At 40.4% G+C, this 25,184-nt stretch carries 22 protein-coding genes; 14 read left to right on the forward strand and 8 right to left on the reverse strand.

Annotated elements, in window-relative coordinates; translation table 11 throughout:
* Positions 1-66 precede the first annotated feature (66 nt).
* Positions 67-1,005, reverse strand: coding sequence for a malate dehydrogenase (locus B2V92_RS17705; protein ID WP_293310613.1), 939 nt, complete (start codon positions 1,003-1,005; stop codon positions 67-69).
* A 139-nt stretch (positions 1,006-1,144) separates the two neighbouring features.
* Here B2V92_RS17705 and B2V92_RS17710 point away from each other — a divergent pair, with 139 nt between their 5' ends.
* The 8 genes from B2V92_RS17710 to B2V92_RS17745 all read left to right on the forward strand — a co-directional run bounded on the left by B2V92_RS17710 (position 1,145) and on the right by B2V92_RS17745 (position 11,027).
* Complete coding sequence (locus tag B2V92_RS17710) at positions 1,145-1,501, forward strand: hypothetical protein (protein WP_293310615.1); 357 nt, start codon at positions 1,145-1,147, stop codon at positions 1,499-1,501.
* Between the two features lie 174 nt (positions 1,502-1,675).
* Positions 1,676-2,128 (forward strand): lipocalin family protein, encoded by a 453-nt coding sequence (locus B2V92_RS17715; RefSeq protein ID WP_293310617.1) that lies wholly within the window; start codon positions 1,676-1,678, stop codon positions 2,126-2,128.
* Between the two features lie 464 nt (positions 2,129-2,592).
* Positions 2,593-7,026, forward strand: coding sequence for a DNA polymerase III subunit alpha (gene dnaE, locus B2V92_RS17720; protein WP_293310619.1), 4,434 nt, complete (start codon positions 2,593-2,595; stop codon positions 7,024-7,026).
* A 178-nt stretch (positions 7,027-7,204) separates the two neighbouring features.
* On the forward strand, positions 7,205-7,525 hold the full coding sequence (gene trxA / locus B2V92_RS17725; RefSeq protein WP_293310621.1) for a thioredoxin: 321 nt from the start codon (positions 7,205-7,207) through the stop codon (positions 7,523-7,525).
* A gap of 127 nt (positions 7,526-7,652) precedes the next feature.
* Positions 7,653-8,870 carry a PQQ-dependent sugar dehydrogenase gene (locus B2V92_RS17730; RefSeq protein WP_293310623.1) on the forward strand — a complete coding sequence of 406 codons (1,218 nt, stop codon included), beginning with the start codon at positions 7,653-7,655 and terminating at the stop codon, positions 8,868-8,870.
* A 181-nt stretch (positions 8,871-9,051) separates the two neighbouring features.
* Positions 9,052-9,969 carry a DUF58 domain-containing protein gene (locus B2V92_RS17735; RefSeq protein ID WP_293310625.1) on the forward strand — a complete coding sequence of 306 codons (918 nt, stop codon included), beginning with the start codon at positions 9,052-9,054 and terminating at the stop codon, positions 9,967-9,969.
* A gap of 76 nt (positions 9,970-10,045) precedes the next feature.
* Positions 10,046-10,507, forward strand: a complete 462-nt coding sequence (locus B2V92_RS17740; RefSeq protein ID WP_293310627.1) for a redoxin domain-containing protein — start codon at positions 10,046-10,048, stop codon at positions 10,505-10,507.
* A gap of 1 nt (position 10,508) precedes the next feature.
* Entirely contained in the window at positions 10,509-11,027 is a 519-nt protein-coding gene (locus B2V92_RS17745; RefSeq protein WP_293310629.1) for a DsbA family protein, read from the forward strand.
* Positions 11,028-11,137: 110 nt separating this feature from the next.
* Here the strand turns inward: B2V92_RS17745 and B2V92_RS17750 are convergent, their stop codons facing one another.
* Positions 11,138-12,088, reverse strand: a complete 951-nt coding sequence (locus B2V92_RS17750; protein WP_293310631.1) for a chitinase — start codon at positions 12,086-12,088, stop codon at positions 11,138-11,140.
* 350 nt (positions 12,089-12,438) lie between these two features.
* Between B2V92_RS17750 and B2V92_RS17755 the strand changes: the two genes are divergently transcribed.
* Positions 12,439-14,175, forward strand: coding sequence for a thiamine pyrophosphate-dependent enzyme (locus tag B2V92_RS17755; RefSeq protein WP_293310667.1), 1,737 nt, complete (start codon positions 12,439-12,441; stop codon positions 14,173-14,175).
* Between the two features lie 111 nt (positions 14,176-14,286).
* Here the strand turns inward: B2V92_RS17755 and hppD are convergent, their stop codons facing one another.
* The gene (gene hppD, locus B2V92_RS17760; protein WP_293310669.1) at positions 14,287-15,417 is read right to left on the reverse strand and encodes a 4-hydroxyphenylpyruvate dioxygenase; all 1,131 of its coding nucleotides are present in this window, start codon (positions 15,415-15,417) and stop codon (positions 14,287-14,289) included.
* Positions 15,418-15,672: 255 nt separating this feature from the next.
* Positions 15,673-16,833 (reverse strand): homogentisate 1,2-dioxygenase, encoded by a 1,161-nt coding sequence (locus B2V92_RS17765; RefSeq protein WP_293310671.1) that lies wholly within the window; start codon positions 16,831-16,833, stop codon positions 15,673-15,675.
* Positions 16,834-17,113: 280 nt separating this feature from the next.
* Here B2V92_RS17765 and B2V92_RS17770 point away from each other — a divergent pair, with 280 nt between their 5' ends.
* The 5 genes from B2V92_RS17770 (at position 17,114) to B2V92_RS17790 (ending at position 20,967) form a co-directional block, all read left to right on the forward strand.
* Positions 17,114-17,569, forward strand: a complete 456-nt coding sequence (locus B2V92_RS17770; RefSeq protein ID WP_293310673.1) for a hypothetical protein — start codon at positions 17,114-17,116, stop codon at positions 17,567-17,569.
* A 67-nt stretch (positions 17,570-17,636) separates the two neighbouring features.
* Positions 17,637-18,638 (forward strand): fumarylacetoacetate hydrolase family protein, encoded by a 1,002-nt coding sequence (locus B2V92_RS17775; RefSeq protein ID WP_293310675.1) that lies wholly within the window; start codon positions 17,637-17,639, stop codon positions 18,636-18,638.
* Between the two features lie 216 nt (positions 18,639-18,854).
* On the forward strand, positions 18,855-19,253 hold the full coding sequence (locus tag B2V92_RS17780) for a four helix bundle protein (protein WP_293310677.1): 399 nt from the start codon (positions 18,855-18,857) through the stop codon (positions 19,251-19,253).
* A gap of 196 nt (positions 19,254-19,449) precedes the next feature.
* The gene (locus tag B2V92_RS17785) at positions 19,450-20,337 is read left to right on the forward strand and encodes a flavin reductase family protein (RefSeq protein WP_293310679.1); all 888 of its coding nucleotides are present in this window, start codon (positions 19,450-19,452) and stop codon (positions 20,335-20,337) included.
* Positions 20,338-20,361: 24 nt separating this feature from the next.
* Complete coding sequence (locus tag B2V92_RS17790) at positions 20,362-20,967, forward strand: YdeI/OmpD-associated family protein (protein WP_293310681.1); 606 nt, start codon at positions 20,362-20,364, stop codon at positions 20,965-20,967.
* On the opposite strand, the gene B2V92_RS17795 is transcribed toward B2V92_RS17790, so the two are convergent.
* From B2V92_RS17795 to B2V92_RS17810, 4 genes are all read right to left on the reverse strand, one after another.
* Complete coding sequence (locus B2V92_RS17795) at positions 20,968-21,516, reverse strand: C40 family peptidase (protein WP_293310683.1); 549 nt, start codon at positions 21,514-21,516, stop codon at positions 20,968-20,970. It abuts the gene before it with no gap.
* A gap of 114 nt (positions 21,517-21,630) precedes the next feature.
* The gene (locus B2V92_RS17800) at positions 21,631-22,023 is read right to left on the reverse strand and encodes a DUF4870 domain-containing protein (RefSeq protein ID WP_293310685.1); all 393 of its coding nucleotides are present in this window, start codon (positions 22,021-22,023) and stop codon (positions 21,631-21,633) included.
* Positions 22,024-22,075: 52 nt separating this feature from the next.
* The gene (locus B2V92_RS17805) at positions 22,076-22,777 is read right to left on the reverse strand and encodes an SDR family oxidoreductase (protein WP_293310687.1); all 702 of its coding nucleotides are present in this window, start codon (positions 22,775-22,777) and stop codon (positions 22,076-22,078) included.
* A gap of 183 nt (positions 22,778-22,960) precedes the next feature.
* A complete protein-coding gene (locus tag B2V92_RS17810) occupies positions 22,961-24,742 on the reverse strand; it encodes an aromatic amino acid hydroxylase (protein WP_293310689.1) in 1,782 nt (593 codons plus the stop codon).
* Positions 24,743-25,184 lie beyond the last annotated feature (442 nt).

Raw genomic sequence — 25,184 nt, forward strand, 5'->3', positions numbered from 1 at the left:
AGATCTATCTCGAGGTAGATTTCTTGGCTCCGCTGCGCTCCGCTCGAAATGACGATCTTTTTTAAGTTACACCAGCTTCATTTCGGCCAGTACACTGTTCATATTTCTTACTGCATCGGCACTTTTGTTAAATGCCGCCTGCTCATCGTCGGTTAAGTTAAAATCGATGATATTTTCCCAGCCACTGCGGCCTATAATTACCGGAACACCTAAACAGATATCATGCTGTCCGTATTCACCCTCAAGTGAAACGCAGCAGGTAAATAGTTTTTTCTCATCACGTAAAATGGCTTCAACCAATGCTGCTCCAGCCGCACCAGGTGCGTACCAGGCAGAAGTTCCGATCAATCCGGTTAAGGTTGCACCACCAACCATCGTATCTGCAGCAACTTTATCAAGTGTAGCTTTATCCAGTAAATTGCTTACCGGTAAACTTTGGTAGGTAGCCAAACGGGTTAAAGGGATCATTGTAGTATCGCCGTGACCGCCGATTACAAAACCCTGTAAATCGTTAGGGTTGCAGTTTAGTGCCTGCGATAAATAAAATTTGAAACGTGAACTATCTAATGTGCCACCCATACCAATGATGCGGTTTTTAGGCAAGCCCAATGACTTTAATGCCAGGTAGGTCATGGTATCCATCGGATTACTGATTACGATGAAGATGGCCTCTGGAGAGAATTCTAAAATATTTTTGGCAACGCCTTTTACGATACCTGCATTAATGCCGATCAGTTCTTCGCGGGTCATACCCGGTTTACGAGGCAGGCCCGAAGTAATTACAACTACATCCGAACCAGCGGTTTTGCTGTAATCGCCCGTTACACCTTCAATTTTGGTATCGTAGCCTAAAAGCGTGGCAGTTTGCATCATGTCTATTGCCTTGCCTTCGGCAAAACCTTCTTTAATATCCAATAAAACAAGCTCGTTCGCCAATTCTTTGCGGGCAATATTATCTGCACAAGTAGCGCCAACTGCGCCTGCACCAACAACCGTTACTTTCATATATTATATTTTTTTGGTTTGCTCATCGTTAAATATCCATCGAAGGTAGAAATAAATATAAGGTTTAAAAATGCTTTTCAAAACTCAATTATATTTATGGAAATAAAAACATGCCGCATCTTAATATTAAAGGCCATTTATGAGAATACTTTTTTTAGTATTGTTGATTTTTAATATGTCTGGTTGTAAACTGAAGAAAAAAGATAAGAAAGAGCATCATCACGAGCTTGTTATGCTGGTATATGGATTGCCTGATTTCGAAAAACAGCTGACCGAAACGGTTATCGCCAAGCAATATGGTTTTAAATTTAAAACGGTGGGCGGATGCATGGTTTCTGATTGGCTTAGAGATAGTGTAGAGACTAATAACCGGATTACTGAAAATATTTTAGCAGAACGGTATGGCAACGAATGGAAATTCAGGTTTTATCATGACGTAGATAATCTTTACGCTAAACAGCTGCGATTTGTTTCAAAATTTAGTCAATTTGATTGACTTACAGACCTGTTCTGTACATTTTAAATTCGCTGGAAATATGGTTCTTTCGCTACGCTCAGTGGAGCATATTGATGCTGTACATACAGCAATTGATGGTGGCAGGCAATAGTTGGTCGATTATAATTAAAACTTTATTTCCGATCTGCTGGTTATTGATTGAAATCTATTGCAATGGAAAATAAACCGATTTCAAATATTGATTATAAAGCCTTTGAGGGCAAATGGTATTCTTTATACTCCATTCCAACACTATTGGATAAACATTGGAAACAGACTACTGAAACCTATACCTTGGCTGATGATGATCATTTCGATGTATATACCACCTACCACAAGGATGGAAAACCGGAAGAAAGATCGATTACCTCGAAACTGTTTTTTGATAATGAAAAAGCCGGTGGAGATATGAAGGCCCAGTTTTTATGGCCTTTTAAAATCGGATACTGGGTGATTGAACTGGCTGCTGATTATAGTTATGTAGTGGTAGGGCATCCCGATGAAAAATACCTTTTTATTATGGCCCGCGAACCGAAAATGGAAGCCGATTTATTGGTACATATTATAGAAAGGTGCCGGCAAAAAGGTTACGAGGTGAGTGATCTGGTAAGTCAGGAACATTTTTAGATTTTCTTGATCTGTTGCTACAAACCTAGCAGGTTTTTAAACGGCGAAGCCCTCAATGAGGCCTTAAAAAAATAAACATCCCGAATTAAACCTGCGAGGTTTGTAAAACAACTGGCTTTGTTCAATAAACCTGATAGAACGAAAAGCCCGTAGCGAAGTATGAGCAAGGCTTGAAGGGATAGCAGGACTGAAGCCCCCGATGAAAAACTGAACCTTACATTTCCAAAAAAAAAGAAAAATCTGGCGTTGAATAATTTGTCTTTTAAAAACGATAAAATCGTTTAGCTATTTATGCACTCGTTTGGAAACGAGCGCAAACCTGTTTTAAACCTATCAGGTTTTTAAAACCTGATAGGTTTGTATACCACATTTTGTTGATAAAATCCTGACAACTTCAACCCTCAAATTCCCTATTTTTGAAGAACCGTTATTATTCTACAACGGCTGATTCTTTACGGCACAATATGTACTTAATTTTTGATACTGAAACCACGGGTTTGCCCCGCAATTACAACGCACCGATTACCGATACGGATAACTGGCCGCGCTGTATACAGATTGCATGGCAATTGCACGATGAGATGGGGCGATTGGTTGAACATCAGGATTATCTGGTTAAACCGGAGGGTTTTAATATTCCTTACGATGCCGAAAGAATCCATGGTATTTCTACCGAACTTGCAGCAGAGCAGGGGATTGGGTTTGATGAAATGCTGGCCAAGTTTAACGAAGTTTTAAACAGGGCAAAATTTATTGTAGGGCAAAATGTTGGCTTCGATGTTAACATTATGGGCTGCGAGTTCCACCGTTTTGGTGTAGCCAACCGTTTGGCCGAAATGCCTGTTTTAGATACCTGTACCGAAGTTACCGCCCAGTTGTTACAGTTACCCGGTGGTAGGGGCGGAAGGTTTAAACTACCAACCTTAACCGAGCTGCATTCTTATTTATTTGGCGTGCCGTTTAGCGAGGCGCACAACGCAACTGCCGACGTTGAGGCCACTACCCGCTGTTTTTTGGAGCTGGTAAAAAGAGAGGTTTTTAAAAAAGAAGAACTACAGGTTGATGTAGAATATTTCCCCCGTTTTAGGGAAGTAAACCCAGGCCTGATCGAAGGTGTTGGCTTGCAGCACATCAATTTAAAGGCTGCTTCTGATGAAATCCGCAAACGCCAGCAAAAAGCAGAAGGTTCGGGGATTTCCAAACAGGCGCTTGCAGGCAATAAACAGGAACTTGCTGCGGCAACTTTTGTGCATTTGCACAACCATACCCAGTTTTCGGTACTGCAGAGTACCATTAGCATTCCTGATCTGGTAAAAGCAGCAGCTGCGCAAAAAATGCCGGCGGTAGCGATGACGGATCATGCCAATATGATGGGGGCTTTCCACTTTGTTAACAACGTTTTAAACCATAACAAAGCGGCTGAAGCTAAAAACGCTGCTGCAATTGAAGCTGGTGAACGACCAACCGAAGTGGTAATGACACCGATTGTTGGGGTAGAATTTTTTGTTTGTAATAACCACCTGGATCGTACAGCAAAAGATAACGGTTACCAGATGGTGTTGCTGGCGAAGAATAAAAAAGGCTATCATAACCTGGCCAAAATGTCGTCTATTGCCTATACAAAAGGCTTTTATTACGTTCCGCGTATTGATAGGCAGGTAATTGAACAGTATAAGGAAGATATCATTGTGCTTTCCGGAAACCTTTCCGGTGAGATTTCAAATAAAATATTAAACCTGGGCGAAAATCAGGCAGAAGAAGCTTTGCTTTGGTGGAAAGCGCAATTTGGTGATGATTTTTATGTTGAGGTAATGCGCCACAACCAGGAAGATGAAGACCGTGTAAACGAAACTTTAATTGCCCTGGCCAATAAACATGCCGTTAAACTTATTGCCACCAATAACACCTATTATGTAAATAAGAAGGATGCCAATGCGCACGATATTTTATTGTGTGTAAAAGATGGCGAAAAGCAGGCCACTCCGATCGGCCGTGGCCGTGGTTACCGTTACGGTTTACCCAATCAGGAATATTATTTCAAATCGGGTGATGAAATGAAGGCGCTTTTTGCCGATCTGCCCGAAGCGATCCTGAATATCAAGGAAATTCTTGATAAAATTGAAATTTACAAACTTGCCCGTGAGGTACTCTTACCTAAATTCGATATTCCTGAGGAGTTTTTGGTTGCCGAAGATGAAGCAGATGGTGGAAAACGTGGGGAGAACAAGTTTTTGGCACATTTAACCTACGAAGGGGCAAAACGCCGCTATGGAACCTTAACAGATGATGTTACGGAGCGATTGGATTTCGAGCTGGCCACCATCGAGAAAACAGGTTATCCGGGATACTTCCTGATTGTGCAGGATTTTATTGCCGAAGCGCGTAACCTCGATGTATCGGTAGGGCCGGGCAGGGGATCGGCTGCGGGTTCGGCCGTGGCCTATTGTTTGGGCATCACGAACATCGACCCCATTAAATATGATCTCCTTTTTGAGCGTTTCCTAAATCCGGATAGGGTTTCCATGCCCGATATAGATATCGATTTCGATGATGAGGGCCGTGGCAGGGTAATGGATTATGTAATCAATAAATACGGCGCCAACCAGGTAGCTCAGATTATTACTTACGGTACCATGGCCGCCAAATCATCCATCCGCGATACGGCCCGTGTATTGGATCTGCCTTTGTTTGAGGCGGATAAAATTGCGAAGCTGATCCCGAACATGAAGCTGGCCAAAATTTTTACCCTCGATGAAAAGAGTTTAAAAGATGCTTTACGGCCCGATGAGTATGAAAAGGTTGTGGAACTCAAAAATTTAGGGAGCCTAAAAGATTTGAGCGCCGAAACCATCCAGCAGGCGCAGGTTTTAGAAGGATCGTTAAGGAATACGGGTATCCACGCCTGTGGGGTAATTATTACGCCTAGCGATATTACCAACTTTGTTCCGGTTTCGGTTGCCAAAGATTCTGATTTATATGTTACCCAGTTTGATAACTCGGTTGTAGAAAGCGCTGGTTTATTAAAAATGGACTTCCTGGGGTTAAAAACATTAACCCTGATCAAGGATACCGTAAAACTGGTGAAGAAAAGGCATGGTATCGACCTTAATCCGGATAATTTCCCGATTGATGATGTAATGACTTACGAGCTTTTCCAGCGTGGCGAAACCATCGGGATTTTCCAGTACGAGAGTCCGGGTATGCAGAAGTACATGAAAGAGCTTAAACCAACGGTTTTCGACGATTTAATTGCCATGAACGCATTATACCGTCCGGGGCCGATGGAGTATATTCCAAGTTTCGTACGCCGTAAAAACGGTGAGGAAGAAATTAAATACGATTTGGATGCCTGCGAAGAATACCTGAAAGAAACTTATGGTATTACTGTTTATCAGGAGCAGGTAATGCTTTTATCGCAGAAACTGGCCGGATTTACCAAAGGTGAGGCCGACGTACTGCGTAAGGCGATGGGTAAAAAACAGAAAGACGTACTGGATAAAATGAAACCTAAATTTGTAAAGCAGGCGGCCGAAAAAGGGCACGATGCTACAACTTTAGAGAAAATATGGAAAGATTGGGAAGCATTTGCATCCTATGCTTTCAATAAATCGCACTCTACCTGTTATGCCTGGATTGCTTACCAAACCGCTTATTTAAAGGCACATTATCCTGCCGAATATATGGCTGCGGTACTATCCAACAACATGAGTGATATCAAACAGGTGGCTTTCTTTATGGAAGAATGCCGCCAGATGAGTGTTACCGTGTTAGGTCCGGATGTAAACGAATCTGACCTGAAATTCTCGGTTAATGCCAAAGGCGAAGTTCGTTTTGGAATGTCGGCCGTTAAAGGTGTGGGCGAAAAAGCGGTAGAAAGTATTATTGAAGAACGTACAGGCAATGGGCACTATGCCAGTGTTTACGATTTTGCAAAACGTTCTAACACCCGCATCGTAAACAAAAAGGCTTACGAAAGTTTTGTGTACAGCGGTGCATTTGATGCTTTTGGCGGGCACAGGGCACAGTATTTCTATATCGGCCCGAACGATAAGATGAACGGCATTGAGAAAATTATCAAATATGCCAACGATTTCCAGAATAACGAAAGTACATCGCAGGCTTCGCTGTTCGGTGGATCTAAAGCCGATCTTATTTTAGAGCCAAGTTTGCCTGTTTCGCCAGAATGGGCCCTGATGGACAGATTGAAATATGAAAAAGATGCCATCGGGATTTTCCTTTCCGGTCACCCGTTGGATAACTATAAACTCGAACTCGATAAATTCTGTACTCACGGTGTTAGGCAGCTCAGTATCATCAACAAGGTACGCATGGGAGATAGTAATGAAGAAGTACTTGCCGAATTTGAGAAACTGAAAAACCGCGAACTCTGCGTAGGTGGCCTGGTAGTAACTGCATCGCAGCGGATTACCAAAACTGGTAAACCCTTCGGTACTTTTGTTTTCGAAGATTACGATGATGCCAGTGAAATGGCCCTTTTTGGGGAGGATTTCCTAAAATTTAAATCGTTTTTAACCGAAGGTTATTTCTTACAGATCAGGGGTAGGGTAGGCGAACGTTTTGGTAAGGCCGGCGATTGGGAATTTAAGATCACGGCAATTAACCTCATGTCCGAACTGCGTGATAAATTGGCCAAAAGTTTAACCATTCAGGTGCCTATCGAGCGGGTTAACGATCAGCTAATGAGAGAAATTGAAGCGATATTAGCAGACAATAAGGTAAATTCTGAGCAACAGAACTGCCAACTTAACTTCGCCGTTTTTGATAGCGAAAAACAGATTATGCTCGATTTACCTTCAAAAAATTTAAAAATAAACCCAAATAACAAGTTCCTGGAACAATTAATGGGAATGAATGTTGTAAATTACAAGCTTAACTAAGGTTTGGACGCCCTCAGAGCGTCATGCTGAATTTATTTCAGCATCTTAATAAAGATAGACCCTGAAACAAGTTCAGGGTGACGTACGGATAAAAGAGTTTGCATAATGTCAAATTGACATTACAGATGTGTTGGCATTACAATTGAATACATATATTTGAACATAAAAAAAATTAGTTATGGCATTAGAAATCACAGATGCAAACTTCGAGGAGCTTGTATTAAAATCAGATAAACCCGTATTAGTAGATTTTTGGGCAGAATGGTGTGGCCCTTGTCGCATGGTTGGTCCAGTAGTAGAAGAAATCGCTAAAGAATACGATGGTAAAGCGGTAGTTGGAAAAGTAAACGTTGATAACAACCCTCAAATTTCAATGCAGTTTGGTATCCGCAACATTCCGGCTTTATTATACTTTAAAGGCGGTCAGGTTGTTGATAAACAAGTTGGTGCTGTTCCAAAATCAATTTTAGCAGATAAATTAAACAAGCAATTAGCTTAATTTAAGCTTAAAGCCAAAAGGTGAAAGACCAAAGGCTTGTAACATATTTAAAACCCAAGTTCATCTGATGGATTTGGGTTTTTTTATTGCAAAATAATTTTGTTTCTTTATTTAAAAAACTCAAAACATGTCTACCAACTTATTTAAGAATAAAACTTTAGGTATTTTATTAACGGGTTTGGCCCTCAATTGTGTAAACATTTCGTGTGTGGAGGCGCAGAATCCTGTTGAAACCAACGAACCTTCTGCCGATTTTAAGCCAGCTTTTGCCGGGCAGACAAGGATTGCTGGCATCAAAACCAAAACCCCTTTAGACATTTCGATCATTAACGAAAAACTCGAAAACCCATGGGCAATTTCGGTGCTTCCGAACGGTGGTTTCCTGATTACCCAAAAACAGGGCACCATGGTGATCCTTACCCCCGATGGAAAATTGAGCAAAAAGATTACAGGCTTACCAAAGGTAGATCCATCCGGTCAGGGTGGCTTACTGGATGTAACCTTAGATCCGAACTTTGCAAAAAACAGAATGATTTACTGGGCTTATTCAGAGCCACAGAAAGAAGGCGTTTTATTGGCCATTGCCAAAGGCAAACTGGCTGCTAACGAAACTTCTGTCGAAAACCAGACCATTATTTACCGTGCTACACCGGCTTATACCGGTAAACTTCAGTACGGATCGAGAATTGTTTTTGATAAAAGCGGAAACTTATTTGTAAGTACGGGCGAACGTTCGGGTAACGATATCAGGATCCAGGCGCAATATCTAAATTCTTCTTTAGGTAAAATTTTACACCTTACTCCAGATGGGAAAGCGGTTGCCAACGGACCATTTGCAGCTAATGCCGATGCGCGACCTGAAATTTATGCCTACGGATTGCGTAACCCTGATGGTTTGGCCATTAACCCCACAACAGGCGATTTATGGGAAGCCGAATTTGGCCCCAAAGGTGGTGATGAAGTAAATATCATTAAACCGGGCAAAAATTATGGCTGGCCAATTATTACTTACGGAACAGAATATAGCGGTAAAAAAGTGGGTGATGGCATTACACAGAAAGAAGGCATGGAACAACCGGTTTATTACTGGAACCCGAGTATCTCGCCTGGTTGTATTGCTTTTTATAACAGCAACAGCATAGCCGAGTGGAAAGGCAATTTATTTGTTGGCGGTTTGGGCGGTTCGCACATTATCCGTTTGGTAATTAAAGATGATAAAATTGTTGGCGAAGAAAGGTTGCTGGAAGGTAAAAGCGAGCGTTTCCGCGATATGGTTGAAGGTAAAGACGGTGCGCTTTATTCGGTAACCGATAACGGACATTTGTATAGGATAGCGAAAAAGTAATTTTAAGCTAAAATGATGCTCAGACCTCGCAGGTTTTTAAGACCTGCGAGGTCTTTTTTATTATACTCCCAAACCTATCAGGTTTCAAAAACCTGATAGGTTTTTAAGATCTGCGCTTCACCTTTTGAAACTTCGGAAGTCTTGGTTACTTTTTTAATAAATCTTTTATTAGCTTTACCATATGCAGGTTGTAAACTACGAGAACGAAACAAGCTATGGTAATTTAGAATTGCTTGCCCAACAAGTGGTAGAAGGTTTTATAACAGGCCTGCATAAAAGTCCTTTCCATGGTTTTTCGGTAGAATTTGCAGAGCACCGCCAATATAATAACGGCGATAATGTTAAAAATATCGATTGGAAATTATACGCCAAAACCGATAAACTTTACAGCAAACGTTTTGAGGAAGAAACCAACCTGCGTTGCCAGTTTGTGATTGATGTTTCCTCATCAATGTATTTTCCGGAACCTAAAAATAACAAGTTGATTTTCTCCATACAGGCTGCGGCATCTTTAATGTACCTGTTAAAGAAACAGCGTGATGCCTTTGGATTGAGCTTATTTACAGATGAAATACTGTTGAATTCGCCGGCAAAATCGACCACTGTACACCAGAAATATCTATTTACCCAACTGGAAGAACTGTTGCATAAACCAAAGGTAAATGCACAGACCAATTTAAGTGAGGCTTTGCATCAGGTAGCAGAACTGATCCATAAACGCTCTCTGGTAATTATTTTTAGCGACCTGTTTAACACGCAGACGAGTGCCGATAAAACAGACGAATTTTTTGATGCCTTACAGCATTTAAAATTCAATAAACATGAAGTAGTGGTTTTTAACGTGGTTGATCAATCAAAAGAAGTTGATTTTAATTTTGAAAACCGTCCGTACCAGTTCATCGATATGGAAACCGGCGAAACCATCAAGGTACATACCAACCAGGTAAAAGATAATTACACAGCTGCGGTTTCCAGTTACCGGCAACAGATTGCCCTGAAATGTGCCCAATATAAAATCGATCTGATTGATGCCGACATGAACGAAGGTTTTTATCCCATCCTCCAGTCTTATTTAATCAAAAGGCAAAAATTAGGCTAAGCTTTTATCCCAAACCCCAAACAACACTTAGGCTATACTGTTAATTAATAAATGATTTAAATCTAAACTCCCGGATATGTTAGAAAAAGGCGCTATAGCACCAGATTTCGAATTGAATGCTACCCCTGATCAAAAAATAAAACTTAAAGATTTTAAAGGTAAAAATGTAATCCTGGCTTTTTATCCCGCAGACTGGAGTCCGGTTTGCAGCGATCAAATGGCCCTTTACAACGAAATGCTTAAATATTTTAGTAAATATGATGCACAGATTTTTGGTGTTTCAGTTGATAGTGTTTGGTGCCATGTGGCTTTCGAAGAAAATAGAAAATTACATTTTCCGCTATTGGCTGATTTTGAACCAAAAGGTGCGGTTTCTAAAGCTTATGGTGTGTACGATGAAGAAGTTGGCGAAAGTAAAAGAGCACTTTTCGTAATTGATAAAGAAGGCAAAATTGCCTGGAGTTATTTATCTCCTATAGCCGTTAATCCTGGCGCTGATGGTATTTTAGAGGCATTGGAAGAATTAAGCAAGAAATAAGATGAGCACATTAAAACCCGAGATAAACGATCAGGATCATATTCAAGGTGATGATTCAGCAAGTATTACCATAGTAGAGTTTGGCGATTACCAATGTCCGTTCTGTGGTGATGCTTATCCCATTATGAAAGAAATTGAGGAAACATTTGGTCATCAGATCAGATTTGTTTTCCGTCATTTTCCTTTGGCCAATGCGCACGAATATGCTTTTCCGGCAGCAATTGCGGCAGAAGCAGCAGCTTTACAGGGCAAATTTTGGGATATGCACGATGCACTTTACGAAAACCAGTACCGTTTAAATGCTGATTTATTTGATGAGCTGGCCGAAACAATAGGTTTGGATCTGGAGCAATTTCAGAAAGATAGTGCTTCGGAAGAAATCAGAACCAAAATTGAAGATAATTTTGATAGTGGTATGCGCAGCGGCGTAAACGGCACCCCATCATTTTATGTAAACGGAACCAAATTTGATGGTGGCGCAACAGATCTGTACCAAATGCTTAAAGAAAGTACGGAGTAAACATGAGTAGTCGTCACCCTGAATTTATTTCAGGGTCTTTATAGCGTGAAAGATGCTGATCCCGAAAATTCGGGACATCATGACGGCAACGCGAGGAAAAACTCAACCTCTTAACCCGGATAAGGCTCCATTTTAGCACAATCGCAATAACAATTGGCATCTGTAACATTAAGCTTTTTCAAAAAGTAATGATAAAAGCCGATTCTGTTCTTCATGGCAGGCATTTCGGTCCCTTTATTACATTCTAATGCTCCGTTCACAATGTTGATCGTCATACCGAAACCCGCTTTGTATCCCTTTTGTGTTTCTGCTGCAGTAGGTTTCCATTTACCAGTAATTACATCATGTGGCGATGGTTTTGCACCCTGGGGCGTCATCCAGAAATAAATCGCTGTTTCAAATGCGGTTATTGCATTAGTGGCAACCAGGTTGGGGTTTTTGAGCAGGATGTTTTTATCACCAAAAATACAATCAGAAGCAAAACCATAATTACTATTGTAACTGATTTGAATAGGACCACGGCCATAATATTTTCTCAAGGCTACAGCCGGATAATTAACATTGGCAACAACATAATTCGCACTGGTATGCAATTCGTGGTTAAGCATTAAACCATCATTATATTTATTGTTGATACCATTGCGGGTTTCGTGGGCAATATGTGCAAACAGTGCTGCAAGTTCTTTCTTGTTTACATTATTATCTTTTGAAGCTCCAAAATCAGCATAATCTATATTTAAAATGCTGTAGGGTTTTGCTTTTGCCCAGGTTTCGTTCCAGTCTTTATCCTGCCTGATAACGGTTTCTTTATTATTCCTTTTATCGGTCCTGGTGATTTTATAAATCCAGTCGCCACGTTTTTCTATCTTGATTTTAATAAAAGACATGGCCAAAATGGCTTTACTCAATGAAGCGTAACTGTAAAATTTATTCCGCTGCGGAAAGAAACTATTAAACTCTTTTTCTGAAAAATAGCTGGGAACAGTTGATTTTGCCTGAGTGAAACCAAAATTAAATAAACATAGCGTTGAAATTAGAATTGTACTCAATTTGCTTTTCATAACTTATAGGATAGGTATATATTAGCTAATTTAACAAAAAAACCTCATGTATTTTGCAATACATGAGGTATCAGATAAGGGTAACCGGAAAACTAAAAAACTAATTATGAGTTTTTAGAATTTAACAAAATTGAAATCGCTTCGTGTTTTGTTATTTCAAAGGTGCACTTCATTTATGAAGTTTTAGTGAAGAAAACTTCATCCTACTGATATAGCCTTACTTATGTTACAATTGATAGTCTAATTATTGCGGTGGGTATATCAATTTCTTTTCTGCATTTACTTTAAAACAATATCCCCGCTTCGGTTATTTATTAGGTATATAAAATCCCTCATTAAAAAATACTTTCATGGGTAAAAACGTTGCAGAACAATTGGTAGAAATGCTGGTTGAGGTTGGTGTAAAAAGAGTTTATGCCGTTACCGGAGACAGTTTGAATTATTTTAACGATGCTGTAAGAAGAAATGACAAAATAAAGTGGATCCATGTACGCAACGAAGAGGTTGGTGCTTTCGCAGCAGCGGCCGAAGCCGAGCTTGATGGAATTGCCTGTTGTGCCGGTAGTTGTGGTCCGGGGCATGTGCATTTAATTAATGGTTTATACGATGCACATCGTTCCCATGTTCCGGTAATTGCCATTGCATCAACCATCCCTACAGGGGAATTTGGAATGGACTTTTTTCAGGAAACCAATACCATAAAATTATTCGACGATTGCAGTTACTATAATCAGGTAGCTACCACTGCCGAACAGGCACCACGGATGTTTCAAACGGCTGTTCAACATGCCATTCATAAAAAAGGGGTGGCGGTGTTCGGTTTGCCTGGCGATGTGGCACAGATGGATGCAGTAGAAAGTGTAACTTCTATGCAGCTGTTCAACAACAAGCCGGTTATCCGCCCTTCTGATCAGGAATTGAACGATTTATCTACTTTACTTAATGGCGAAAAGAAAATTATGCTCTATTGTGGCATAGGTGCCGCCGAAGCACACGATGAAGTGGTCGCACTTGCCGCTAAATTAAAAGCTCCTGTGGGTTTTTCGTTCAGGGGTAAGATGGGAATTCAATATCATAATCCTTACGAAGTAGGCATGACCGGACTTTTGGGCCAACCATCGGGTTACCATGCCATGCATGAAGCAGATGTAGTGCTTTTACTGGGTACTGATTTTCCGTACGTAAACTTTATGCCTGTAAAAAATAAGGTTGTACAGATTGATGAGAAACCTGAACGTTTGGGGCGAAGGGCAAAACTTGCCATGGGTTTATGTGGAAACATCAGCGATTCGATCAAAGCATTGTTGCCGCTCATTACCGAAAAGAAAGATGAAAGCTTTTTAAAATCGCAACTGGAATTTTATCAGAAAGTTAAAGAGCGCCAACAGGTTTATGTTGAAGATCAGGGCGAAGAAAACAAGATTCAGCCCGAATTTGTAGCCGATACGATTAACCGTTTGGCAACTGATGATGCCATTTTTACGGTTGATACCGGAATGTGCTGTGTTTGGGGAGCGCGTTTTATTGATGGAACAGGCAAACGTAAAATGCTGGGTTCTTTTAACCATGGCTCTATGGCCAATGCCATGCCAATGGCTATTGGTGCGGCGCTGGCCCACCCGCAACAGCAGGTAATTGCGCTTTGCGGAGATGGTGGTTTATCGATGCTTTTAGGCGATCTGGCTACCATTAAACAATACAATTTGCCCATAAAACTGATTGTTTTTAACAATAGGGCCCTCGGAATGGTGAAACTGGAAATGGAAGTTGACGGTTTGCCCGATAATGAAACAGATATGGTTAACCCGGATTTTGCCCTGGTTGCTCAGGCCATGGGTTTTAAAGGAATAACGGTGGCCAAACCCGAAGAAGTTGAAACAGCAATCAGCCATGCCCTAACCGAAAGTGGGCCTGTTTTATTAAATATTCTCACCAACCCGAATGCTTTGGCCATGCCACCAAAAATAGAATGGGCACAGATAAAAGGTATGACGGAATCGATGGCCAAATTGATGCTTGGCGGTAAAATGGGTGAGGTTTTGGATACGGTAAAATCGAATTATAAACACTTAGGGGAGGTGTTGTAAACGAAAAATCGTCATCTCGACTGAAGCGCAGCGAAATGGAGAGATCTACAAAGAAAATATTGTATTATAGATCTCTCGACTACACTGTGCTCCGCTCGAGATGACGAATTGTTATAAATTCCCTCTTAATTCCTGCTCGCGTTCTAACGATTCGAAAAGCGCTTTAAAATTTCCTGCCCCAAAACTCTGTGCACCTTTACGCTGGATAATCTCAAAGAAAAGGGTAGGGCGGTCTTCAACTGGTTTGGTAAAAATCTGTAAAAGGTAACCTTCTTCATCACAATCGACTAAAATGCCCAGGCTTTCCAATAAAGATATTTCTTCGTCAATTTTACCTACGCGTTCCGGCATCATATCATAATAAGCCTCGGGTGGAGCGCTTAAAAATTCTACACCACGCGATTTTAATTCTCTAACGGTTTTTACGATATCTTTTGTAGCCACAGCGATATGCTGTACACCTTCACCCTCATAATATTCGAGGTATTCTTCAATCTGCGATTTCTTTTTACCCTCTGCAGGCTCATTGATCGGGAATTTCGAATAACCGTTACCATTACTCATTACCTTGCTCATCAAAGCAGAATATTCTGTGTTGATCTGTTTATCATCAAACGATAAAATATTCACAAAACCCATTACATCTTCATACCATTGCACCGCCTCGTTCATACGGTTCCAGCCCACATTGCCCACACAATGATCGATGTATAAAAGGCCTGCATCAGCGGGTTGATAATCGCTTTCCCAAACGCGGTAACCCGGCATAAATGTTCCTTTGTAATTTTTACGCTCGATAAACATGTGTACCGTTTCGCCATAAGTGTAAATGCCGCTCATTTTAAGCTCACCGTACTCATCCGTTAAGGTTTTAGGTTCCATGTATGGTTTGGCGCCACGTTTAGTGGTTTCTTCAAATGCACTGTAAGCATCATCAACCCAAAGTGCCAATACTTTTACCCCATCGCCATGTTTTTTAACATGCTCCGAAATCGGGTGATCCGATTTTAATGCTGTAGTTAAAATCAACCTGATTTTTCCCTGCTGCAATACATACGATGAGCGATCGCGAACGCCCGTTTCCGGTCCGGCATAGGCCAAACTCTGGAAACCAAAAGCGGTTTTGTAATAATGGGCAGCCTGCTTGGCATTTCCCACATAAAATTCAATATAATCTGTTCCATTGATAGGCAGAAAATCTGGTGCTTTAGCTATTTTTTCTGCGAATGTTTGTGTTTCCATTTGTTGTTTTATTAAGTCCGAGGCCGGGGGGGGCGAAGTCGGATGTGTTGTTGTTAAATGTTGAAATGTTGAAGGTTGTAAAGTTTCAACGTTGTTGTTCTTTATTGTAATGTTAAATGTTGAAAGCTTTTAGCGTTGTACAGTTGCTCTTAACCTCGGACCCCGGTCTTCCGACTTCGGATTGAGTGTTGTTTAACCGCCCTAATCTTCGGACCCCGGTCTTCCGACTTCGGACTATAGACTCAGGACTAAAACCTATCCTTCCTGCCAGCTTTTGTGATAATTCTCATCTTCAATATCCAATGCATCCTGCGTAAGCATTAGGGGTTTAAAAGGATCGATCATTACCGCTAACTCATCTGTTTTTTCCTTTCCGATTGATTTTTCAACTGTTCCGGGGTGTGGGCCGTGGGGAATACCGCCTGGGTGTAATGTAATCTGTCCTTTAACCACACTTTTGCGGCTCATAAAATCGCCATCAACATAATAAAGCACTTCGTCGCTATCTACGTTGCTATGGTTATAAGGTGCAGGTATGGAATCAGGGTGATAATCGTATTTACGTGGTACGAAAGAGCAGACTACAAAATTATGTCCTTCAAAAGTTTGGTGTACCGGAGGTGGCTGGTGCAAGCGGCCTGTTATCGGCTCAAAATCGTGGATCGAGAAAGCGTAAGGGTAATGGTATCCATCCCAGCCTATATAATCAAAGGGATGTGTACCGTAAGTATATGGGTAAATTAAACCCTGCTTTTTGATCAATACCTTAAAATCGCCATATTCATCGTGTGTTTGCAGGTTTTCGGGTAATCTTAAATCACGCTCGCAATAAGGCGAATGCTCCATTAACTGACCAAATTGATTTAAGTATCTTTTAGGGGGTCTTAACGGACTAAAACTTTCCACAATGAACAACCTATTCTGTTCGTTATCGAATTCCATCTGGTAAATGGTTCCTCTTGGAATGATCAGGTAATCGCCATATGCAAATTTAATTTCACCAAAGCCCGTTTTCAGTTTCCCCGAACCTTCGTGTATAAAGATCATCTCGTCGGCCTGACTGTTTTTATAAAAATAATCAGTCATTGACTTTCTTGGTGCGGCCAAAACAATATGCAGATCGCTATTTACCAATACCGGTTTACGGCTTTTTAAAAAGTCATCTTCCGGTTTAACATTAAAACCGATCAGGCTGGTGTGTTTTAAATGTTTCTCGCGTGCAATTTTGGGCTCTACACTATACGGTTCGCCCAGGCTTTTTACAATGGTTGGCGGATGGCAATGGTAAACCAGCGAATATAAACTGGAAAAACCTTCGGTCGATACCAATTCCTCGGCATAAAGATTTCCGTCGGGTTTACGGAAAACCGTGTGGCGTTTAGCTGGAATTTGCCCTAATTTGTGATAAATAGGCATAATAAAATGATGTTATGGTTAGAAAGAAAAAAATCCTAATGAATAAACAATCAAAACGCAAATGCGTTTCAATTAAAAAGAAAGGGTAAGTAAATTACAGAGAATATTGGGCCATGATCAGCTTGGATAGCATCTTATAACGGCGTGCAGCGATGGCGTCGTTAACAAGGTTAATATGTAATGCTTTTAAGATCATGGTTTTAATGCAGCCAAGGTAAGTATTTTATTTAAAACTTGAAATTTTAATTACCTTTAATTACTTATTTATAGCACTATCCCAATGAAATTTATTTTTACATTCCTGGTTTTTTTTGCGTTGAGTTACACTGGTTTTGCACAGCACAAGGCCAAATACAATGTTAGGGTTGTTGATCGGAGCGGAAATGCCACAAGAGGTATTTTTTATGCCGTTTCGGATGATGGCATGACTATTATCAGGAACCGGAAGGACACGATAAAAATTAGCGCTGATAGCATCAGCGCGATATCCATCCATCGCAGGGGAATTGTAGCACCATTGGCTATCGCTGGCGGACTTACCTTTTTTGTATTAGCCGTTAAAAGCGATAAATTGGTAGGATCGGTTGTACTCATTGCCGCGGGCGTACCTGTAGGGGTATCGGGCGGATTGTTGATCGGTAATTTACTCTCCAATAAAAAACGGTACAAAAACCTGCAGCCAAAAGATTTTCCGCTTATCAAACCAAACCTTCAACAATATACCGTGTTAAAATAATACGGAACAAGTTTGATTTTGAATAGCCTAATTGCTTAGCTTTACCGCGTATTTAACCAAATGATATATGAAATTAGTATCCTATAAAACCGAAGACAGAGAGCATCTTGGTGTGTTTGTAGATGGACATATCTATAACTTAAATAGCTGCGATAAGCTGATTCCCGATAACATGAACGAGTTTTTGCAGGGTGGAGAGGTATTGATGGAAAGGGCAAAACGTGTTGATGACCAGATTAAAGAAGGAAGTTTAAACGCAAAGGAAGAAATTTTTTATGAGATCCTGGCTCCTGTTCCGCATCCTACCAGTTGCCGTGATGGATACGCATTCCGTCAGCACGTGGCTGCGGCCCGTAGGAACAGAAAGGTTGATATGATCCCACAGTTCGACGAATATCCGATCTTTTATTTTACCAACCATAACGCTATCCAGGGTACAGGCGAAATTGAATGTATGCCGGATCATTTTGATAAACTCGATTTTGAATTGGAACTGGCAGTTGTTATCGGTAAAAAAGGAAGAAATATAAAGGCGGCTGAGGCTGATGCATACATTGCAGGGTATATGGTAATGAACGATATGAGCGCCCGTACACTGCAAATGGAAGAAATGCTGTTGAATTTGGGGCCTGCCAAAGGGAAAGATTTTTCTACTGTGATCGGTCCGTGGTTGGTTACCCCAGATGAACTTTTACAATATAAAGTTGCACCTAAAGAAGGACATGTGGGCAACGCATACGATCTTAAAATGACCTGCAGGGTAAATGGTATCGAAGTTTCGAAAGGAAACGCTGCAGATATGGACTGGACTTTTGCCGAAATTATCGAACGCTGTGCTTATGGCGCCGATATTCTTCCGGGTGATGTAATCGGTTCGGGAACAGTGGGAACAGGTTGTTTTCTTGAATTGAACGGTACAGGCCTACTTAACGACCCCGATTATAAAGTACAATGGCTACAGCCTGGCGATGTTGTTGAAATGGAAATTACGGGGTTAGGCGCTTTAACCAACACCATTACAAAGGCCGATACGGATTTTTCGATTTTAGCTTTGAAGAAAAAGGTTTAATGTTGTAAGGTTGGAAAGTTTGAATGTTCCAGGCGTGATGTTTAGGATGTTGTAAGGTTGAAAAGTTTAAATGTTTTGGATGTGTTGTTTAGCATATTGTAAAAGGTTAAAAAGTTATATTTTTTTTGACATTAAGGCAGAAATCTTGTAGAGTTTTAGGGCTCTGATTATAAATTAATTATATTTTAGAATATTTTAATTTATACGATTTTAATAATGGCAAAAGTTGAAAAATTTGAAGATTTAGAAATTTGGCAATTAGCCAAACAGGTTGGGGTTGAGGCTTACAGGATTTCGGATTTAGAACCGATGAAATCGGATTTTGGATTAAAAGATCAATTTAGAAGAGCAGCCATGTCAATGTCTGATAATGTAGCCGAAGGATTTGAATATAACAACAATCCAGATTTCATCCGTTTTTTAGTTTATGCAAAAGGTTCGTCGGGTGAGTTTAGAAATAAAATTATCATATTGGAAGAAGCCAAAAAACTTTCTAATGCTGATTATAAATTTCTTTACGATAAATGCATTGAATTTTCATCCAAAACTAAAAGGTTCATAGATTACCTAAAGGACTTTGAAAAGAAAAAGAAAGCTCTTAAAAGAGGAACATGATTTTTAGCTTATTGCTGTTCGCTATGCTTTTAACTTCCTAATGTTCGAATCTTCCAACATTTAACTTGTATCGTTTGCTTGATTATGCATTGAGAACATTAAAACCTTTCAACCTTTAAACTATACCGCTCGCTTGATTGTGCGTCCAAAACATTCCAACATTAAAACATTCCAACTTTTTAACAATGAACTATCCGTGCTAACCTTAAACACCTCCAATTTAACCCCTGTAGAGCTCCAAAACTACCTGCAATATGCCATTGCGCCCAGGCCGATCTGTTTTGCCTCTACTATAGATGCCGAAGGGAATATCAATTTAAGCCCTTTCAGTTTCTTTAATATGTTCAGTACCAATCCGCCGATCTGTGTTTTTTCTCCTGCAAGGCGGGTGCGCGATAATACCACTAAACATACTTTAGAAAATGTCCATCAGGTTAAAGAGTGTGTAATCAATATTGTTAATTACGATATGGTGCAGCAGATGAGCCTGGCCAGTACCGAATACGCCAAAGGTGTAAATGAGTTCGAAAAAGCCGGTTTTACCATGCTGAAATCAGATTTAGTTAAGCCACCCAGGGTTGCCGAAGCGCCGGTACAGTTTGAATGTGTGGTAAATGATGTAATTTCATTAGGGGATAATCATGGTGCAGGAAACCTGATTTTGGCCGAAATAAAGCTGATCCACGTTAACGAAGATATTTTGGACGAAAATGGCAGGATCGATCAGCATAAAATAGATCTGGTTGCACGTTTGGGAGGCGATTGGTATTGCAGGGTTACAAACGATAACCTGTTTAAAGTTGCAAAGCCCCTCGCAAAATTAGGAATAGGTGTTGACCGTTTGCCGCAATCAGTCCGCCTTTCTAAGGTGTTAACAGGCAACGATCTGGGTATGTTGGGCAATGTTGAACATTTACCAAGCGACGAAGAAATAGACCTGATCAGTACCCATACCGATGTAAAAGAAGTGCTTGATGCCACTATTGGCGATAGTACAAACCGCGAAAGGGAACTGCACGAACTGGCGAAGAAATTTCTGGATGTTGGCGAAGTTGAACTTGCATTAAAGATTGTTTTGCTTTAAATTTAATAACCTAAACTTTTAGCCATGCATACCCTTGTTCAGGTAGATCAATACATCATCAATTCGGCCGAATTTGCCATTCCGATTTTAGATCATTTAAGAAATCTGGTTCATCAGGCCGATGCCCGGATTGAGGAAAAAATTAAATGGGGAATGCCCTTTTTTGATTATAAAGGTACCGTTTGCCACATGGCATCGTTCAAAAATCATTGTGCTTTTGGTTTTTGGAAAGGTTCGTTAATGGAGGATGAATACGGCATTTTTAAAGAACGTAGTGATGCAATGGGATGGTTGGGTAAAATAACATCTTTCGATGATCTGCCAGCTAACGAAATCCTTATTGCTTATATCCAGCAGGCTATCCAATTGAATGAGGACAATATAAAATTACCACCAAAGCCAAAATCTACTGAAAAGAAGGAACTCATTGTTCCCGGATATTTTATGGAGGCTTTAAATGAGGATCCCGAAGCCTTAGCCGTTTTCCAGAATTTTAGTCCATCCAATAAAAAAGATTATATCATGTGGCTCGAAGAAGCCAAAACAGAAGCTACAAGGTTAAAACGATTAGAAACCACCCTGGTATGGCTTGCAGAAGGTAAAACGAGAATGTGGAAGTATAAAAAGTAACTAAAGAATACTTACAATTTTCATGAAACGGGCTTTATAATGGCCATCAAGATCGGTAATGGTTACCTGATGTGCCTTACCCGAAGAAGCGTGGATAAATTTGATCCCGTTTTCATCAATAGAATAAACAATGCCAACATGACCAATTCTTCGTACCCTTGAATTACTGCCGGTAAAAATCAGTACATCGCCAACTTTTGCATTTTCTAAACTGGTTTCTTTACCTGCGTAGCGAAATTCGCGTGAAGAACGGGGAACCTTAAAACCAAAATTACTGAACACATAACTTACAAAACCTGAGCAATCGAAACCAACTTTTGGGTTGCTTGTAGCATAGCGATAGGGAATCCCCAACATGCTTTTTGCAAAATCGATAAGTGAAGTGGAGTTTGTTTGATTGGTATTTTCGGTAACCGTTGCAGTTTTTGGGAGGTTGGCAACCAATTGCTTTACCAATTCCTGGTATTGTGCGGGTAAGATGGTTGTTTGGGCTTTTCCTGCCGTGGCAGACAAAATGAGAAACGAAATGGCAAGTATTATTTTCTTCATATGTTGGAACCAAAGATATAAAAAATATCTAAAGTCGATTAAAATGTTGAAAATGAGTTAAAACAAAAAAGTCTGGACAAAATGCCCAGACCTTAAATAAAATATTTGGTTCTGTTAGATACTTGGGAACATAGTTTGTGCCCTATCGCCAATTAATGGAATAGGTTTCTTCTGCCCTTGGATTGCGGCAATTAATCCGATAATCCAAAATACAAAAAGTACAACCTGAATAACGCGGAGAATATAATAACTGCCACCAAAACCTGTTGCAAAAATTACCGGGATTAAAAATAAGCTTAAACCCCAGCTCAAAACAGTGGATACCAAATGGAATAGCAGCGTCTGTTTTAAATGATAACGGCTTAACTCAGTCTTGTTATCTTTATACATGGCGAAATAAGCAATTATCCATCCGATAAACCAAAAGTAGCTTACTATAGCCGCATTTTTTCCATTGTCCGCGGTTTGAAAAGGAGAATTTGATTCAAAGGGAGATTTTGTTTCCATAGATTTTTTTTAGTTTTTAGATTACATGTGTAAATTACTAAAAATTATCATATTATGGTGTAGTAACGGCAACAGGTAAAATCTTACCGTTAAAGAACTTATGTCCGGTTTTTGCAAAATCGGCTACGTATTTTCCCATTTCGAAAGCCATCACCGGACTTTGGTATCCAGGAAAAGCAGCTTCCAACATTTCTGTCTGTGCTGATCCCAATGCCAGGCAGTTGATCTTGATCCCAGTTTCGGCCAATTCAAAAGCTAAACATTCGGTTAAGGTATGCAATGCTGCTTTACTCGCCGAGTAAGCCGATAATCCCGGAAATTTAACGCTACCCTGAAAGCCGCCCATGCTGCCAATATTTACAATATGGCTGCCGCTTTGCATTAAAGGCAAAAGATTTTGGATCATCCTGAAATGCGAGATCACATTGCTCTGCAACATTTCGCCCAGATCGATCTCTGTGGTTTCTAAAAAAGGTTTATTAATCAATGCTCCCGCATTGTTGATCAGAATATCAATTGTTCCCAAACGTTCTTTTAAAAAAGGGACCAATGCTGCGTAATCGTCGTTTACGATATCGAATTCAACCGGTAAAAGTGTGCAATCTGGGTTAATACCCCTCGCTATTTCGAGCAGTTTGCGCAATTTATCGGCCGAACGGGCAATGGCAACAATCTTATTTTCTTTATGTAAGCTAAATTCTAAAGCCGTTTCGAAACCGATTCCGCTGCTTGCACCTGTAATTATAATGTTCATTAAAAAATGTTAAAAATTGTTGTAAAGATAACATAGTCCTCGTTTGTAACGAGGATTATCGAGAACAGCGATTTTATCGCTGATTCATGGTCAAGTTTAATTAAAAAAAACTTGTTTTTCGAATAAGATACATCACATTACAAATGTGAATCTCATCCGTCCCCGTTACAAACGAGGACGATATCAATCTTCTACCAGCAGTTGGCTCACCGGATTTTTAATCACATGCAAACCATCATTGATCAATTTCGTATGATCTAACTCTTTGCCTGCCTTAATTTCGAGGTATATCTGGATTTCTTTTTCCAATTGGTGATAGATTTTTTTGTGGTATATAATTTCGAGAATTTCAAGTGCGCAAAGCCAATCCTGACGGTGATCGGTTTTCAACTGTTCAAAAATTTGGTCAAGTTCTTCCTGTTTTTCGCCACTTTCCCTAATCTCCCTTACCACTTTATATAACGCATGCAGTTTTAGGGTTTTATCATCGTAGCTAATCTGGTGTGTTTTCTCCCCGCTGATGAGCGTAATCTCTTCATAAGCATCTTTATCTGCAGCGCCGTTAAATACTGATACGATTTTTTCGCCAACAGCCATATCATAGGTGCCCCATTCGGGTTTGAACAGTATATTTCCATTACTTTCGGTAACTATACAACCGCTAAAGGCAATTAATATAACTTTATCAGCTTTAACGATGATATCTTTAACAGTACCGGCTACTTTAATCCCGCTTTCAAATAAAAGTACTGTTTCAGCGCCTAAAATAATACCGATAGATTCCAGGTCCTCTGTATTGTAATCTTCCAACGCTTTTGCTGCATCTTTTAAACGGCCAACAGGTGATGAAAAACCATCTGCATGGTAATCTTTTCCATGGGCTGCCAATTGTTTGCCATTAAAAGCCAATGCCGATGCTCCTGTGGTTTTAATAAAGGTAACCTCATCATCTGGGTTAATGCCCATATCGGTGAATACGCCGCTTACCTGTAAGCCCGAACTGTATACCGCAGTAGCTACGTTTTTACAGGCAATGGCTTTCATGATGCTTTCCGATCCACCTTTTCTAAAAGCCATAGTATCTGCAAACTCTTCCAGTACATCAATCAGGTTCTGAAAAGTTTCGGTAACAAAAAGCTGTGGCTGTGGTTTGGTAATATCGTACTGATAATTGATCGTATCAATATTATACCAGAGTTTTGCCACATCATCCTGCATACAGGTTGCACTTTCTCCGATGGAAGAGAGTAATCCCGCACCATAAATTTTGGGGTTCTCCAAAGTGCCGATCAGGCCATATTCAACTGTCCACCAGTGTAAACGGCCAAGCAGTGCCATTTCGGATGGTTCGCCCATATTCTCGCTAATGTAGCGTAATTCTTTTTCTGCTTTGGCAATCTGAAATTCATCAGCATCTACGGCTTCCTTTAAAATAGAAAGTTTCCTGATGGCTTCGTAAAGTTCGAAATCCTTTGCCGAAAACATGGCTTTTGCACCAATAGATCCAAAATAGCTGAGGTAGTTATTGTAATCGGTATCGGCAATAATTGGCGCATGCCCGGCACTTTCGTGTATAATATCAGGCGCGGGCGTATATTCGATGTGGTTAATCTGGCGAATATCTGCAGCAATTACCAGCACACGGTAAGCCTGATATTCCATAAAAGCTGCAGGCGGAATAAAACCATCAACCGTTACGGCTCCCCAGCCAATTTTGCCCAGGTTATCGTTCATGGTCTGCAGATCGGGGATATGCTCAATGCTTAAACCGGCACGCTGTAAACCTTTTATGTATGGGTAATAAGCAACATTTTTAAGGTAACTGTAATTCTGGCGCATTACATAACGCCAAACGGACTGATCGATCGGTGTATATTTTTCGTAATTCTGGGCAACAATAAATTGCTTTAAATGATTGGGCAATTTGGCTACCTGCGCATTATTAAAATCATTAAAATGGCTCATGGTTGTTATGAAAATAAGTTGGTCGGCAGCTAAGTTATGATGTTGTTTTTATCTTCACAAGAAAGCAGCCGCATAAATTAACAGGATAAGGTAATAAAGGTTTCGATGAGTGAAAAAGATAGATTAATGATGTGAAAAGGTAAGTCAGTATTTCATCGGGAGGCTCCGGTCGGGCTGTTCGCTATATCTTTTGCTGCCCTTCGACTCCGCTCAGGGTGACAGCAAAAGGATGCCGCTTCCATTCCGTTTAGATACAAAGGTTTGTGCTGATGAATCTGGGTTAGGCATCATGTGCCAAAGCTATTCCGTGTTGATCTGTGTCTCCGTGGCTAAAAACCCTTTTTTTGCAATTTGCTATAAAAACAAAAATAGTAGCATTACTGTGGCCACTTAAACCCGACTGTAGCATAAAGCCCGGAACGAGGTACGAGTGAGGACTTGG

It is taken from the genome of Pedobacter sp. UBA5917 (assembly GCF_002432345.1).
Classification (GTDB): domain Bacteria; phylum Bacteroidota; class Bacteroidia; order Sphingobacteriales; family Sphingobacteriaceae; genus Pedobacter.

Excerpts from the sequence above, each read along its gene's own strand:
- B2V92_RS17780 (WP_293310677.1), top strand. The coding sequence starts at position 18,855 with ATGGCAAAAGTTGAAAAATTTGAAGATTTAGAAATTTGGCAATTAGCC.
- B2V92_RS17765 (WP_293310671.1), bottom strand. The coding sequence starts at position 16,833 with ATGCCTATTTATCACAAATTAGGGCAAATTCCAGCTAAACGCCACACG.
- trxA (WP_293310621.1), top strand. The coding sequence starts at position 7,205 with ATGGCATTAGAAATCACAGATGCAAACTTCGAGGAGCTTGTATTAAAA.
- hppD (WP_293310669.1), bottom strand. The coding sequence starts at position 15,417 with ATGGAAACACAAACATTCGCAGAAAAAATAGCTAAAGCACCAGATTTT.
- B2V92_RS17730 (WP_293310623.1), top strand. The coding sequence starts at position 7,653 with ATGTCTACCAACTTATTTAAGAATAAAACTTTAGGTATTTTATTAACG.
- B2V92_RS17710 (WP_293310615.1), top strand. The coding sequence starts at position 1,145 with ATGAGAATACTTTTTTTAGTATTGTTGATTTTTAATATGTCTGGTTGT.
- B2V92_RS17770 (WP_293310673.1), top strand. The coding sequence starts at position 17,114 with ATGAAATTTATTTTTACATTCCTGGTTTTTTTTGCGTTGAGTTACACT.
- B2V92_RS17740 (WP_293310627.1), top strand. The coding sequence starts at position 10,046 with ATGTTAGAAAAAGGCGCTATAGCACCAGATTTCGAATTGAATGCTACC.
- B2V92_RS17755 (WP_293310667.1), top strand. The coding sequence starts at position 12,439 with ATGGGTAAAAACGTTGCAGAACAATTGGTAGAAATGCTGGTTGAGGTT.
- B2V92_RS17735 (WP_293310625.1), top strand. The coding sequence starts at position 9,052 with ATGCAGGTTGTAAACTACGAGAACGAAACAAGCTATGGTAATTTAGAA.
- B2V92_RS17745 (WP_293310629.1), top strand. The coding sequence starts at position 10,509 with ATGAGCACATTAAAACCCGAGATAAACGATCAGGATCATATTCAAGGT.
- B2V92_RS17750 (WP_293310631.1), bottom strand. The coding sequence starts at position 12,088 with ATGAAAAGCAAATTGAGTACAATTCTAATTTCAACGCTATGTTTATTT.
- B2V92_RS17800 (WP_293310685.1), bottom strand. The coding sequence starts at position 22,023 with ATGGAAACAAAATCTCCCTTTGAATCAAATTCTCCTTTTCAAACCGCG.
- B2V92_RS17790 (WP_293310681.1), top strand. The coding sequence starts at position 20,362 with ATGCATACCCTTGTTCAGGTAGATCAATACATCATCAATTCGGCCGAA.
- dnaE (WP_293310619.1), top strand. The coding sequence starts at position 2,593 with ATGTACTTAATTTTTGATACTGAAACCACGGGTTTGCCCCGCAATTAC.
- B2V92_RS17715 (WP_293310617.1), top strand. The coding sequence starts at position 1,676 with ATGGAAAATAAACCGATTTCAAATATTGATTATAAAGCCTTTGAGGGC.
- B2V92_RS17805 (WP_293310687.1), bottom strand. The coding sequence starts at position 22,777 with ATGAACATTATAATTACAGGTGCAAGCAGCGGAATCGGTTTCGAAACG.
- B2V92_RS17705 (WP_293310613.1), bottom strand. The coding sequence starts at position 1,005 with ATGAAAGTAACGGTTGTTGGTGCAGGCGCAGTTGGCGCTACTTGTGCA.
- B2V92_RS17795 (WP_293310683.1), bottom strand. The coding sequence starts at position 21,516 with ATGAAGAAAATAATACTTGCCATTTCGTTTCTCATTTTGTCTGCCACG.
- B2V92_RS17775 (WP_293310675.1), top strand. The coding sequence starts at position 17,637 with ATGAAATTAGTATCCTATAAAACCGAAGACAGAGAGCATCTTGGTGTG.
- B2V92_RS17810 (WP_293310689.1), bottom strand. The coding sequence starts at position 24,742 with ATGAGCCATTTTAATGATTTTAATAATGCGCAGGTAGCCAAATTGCCC.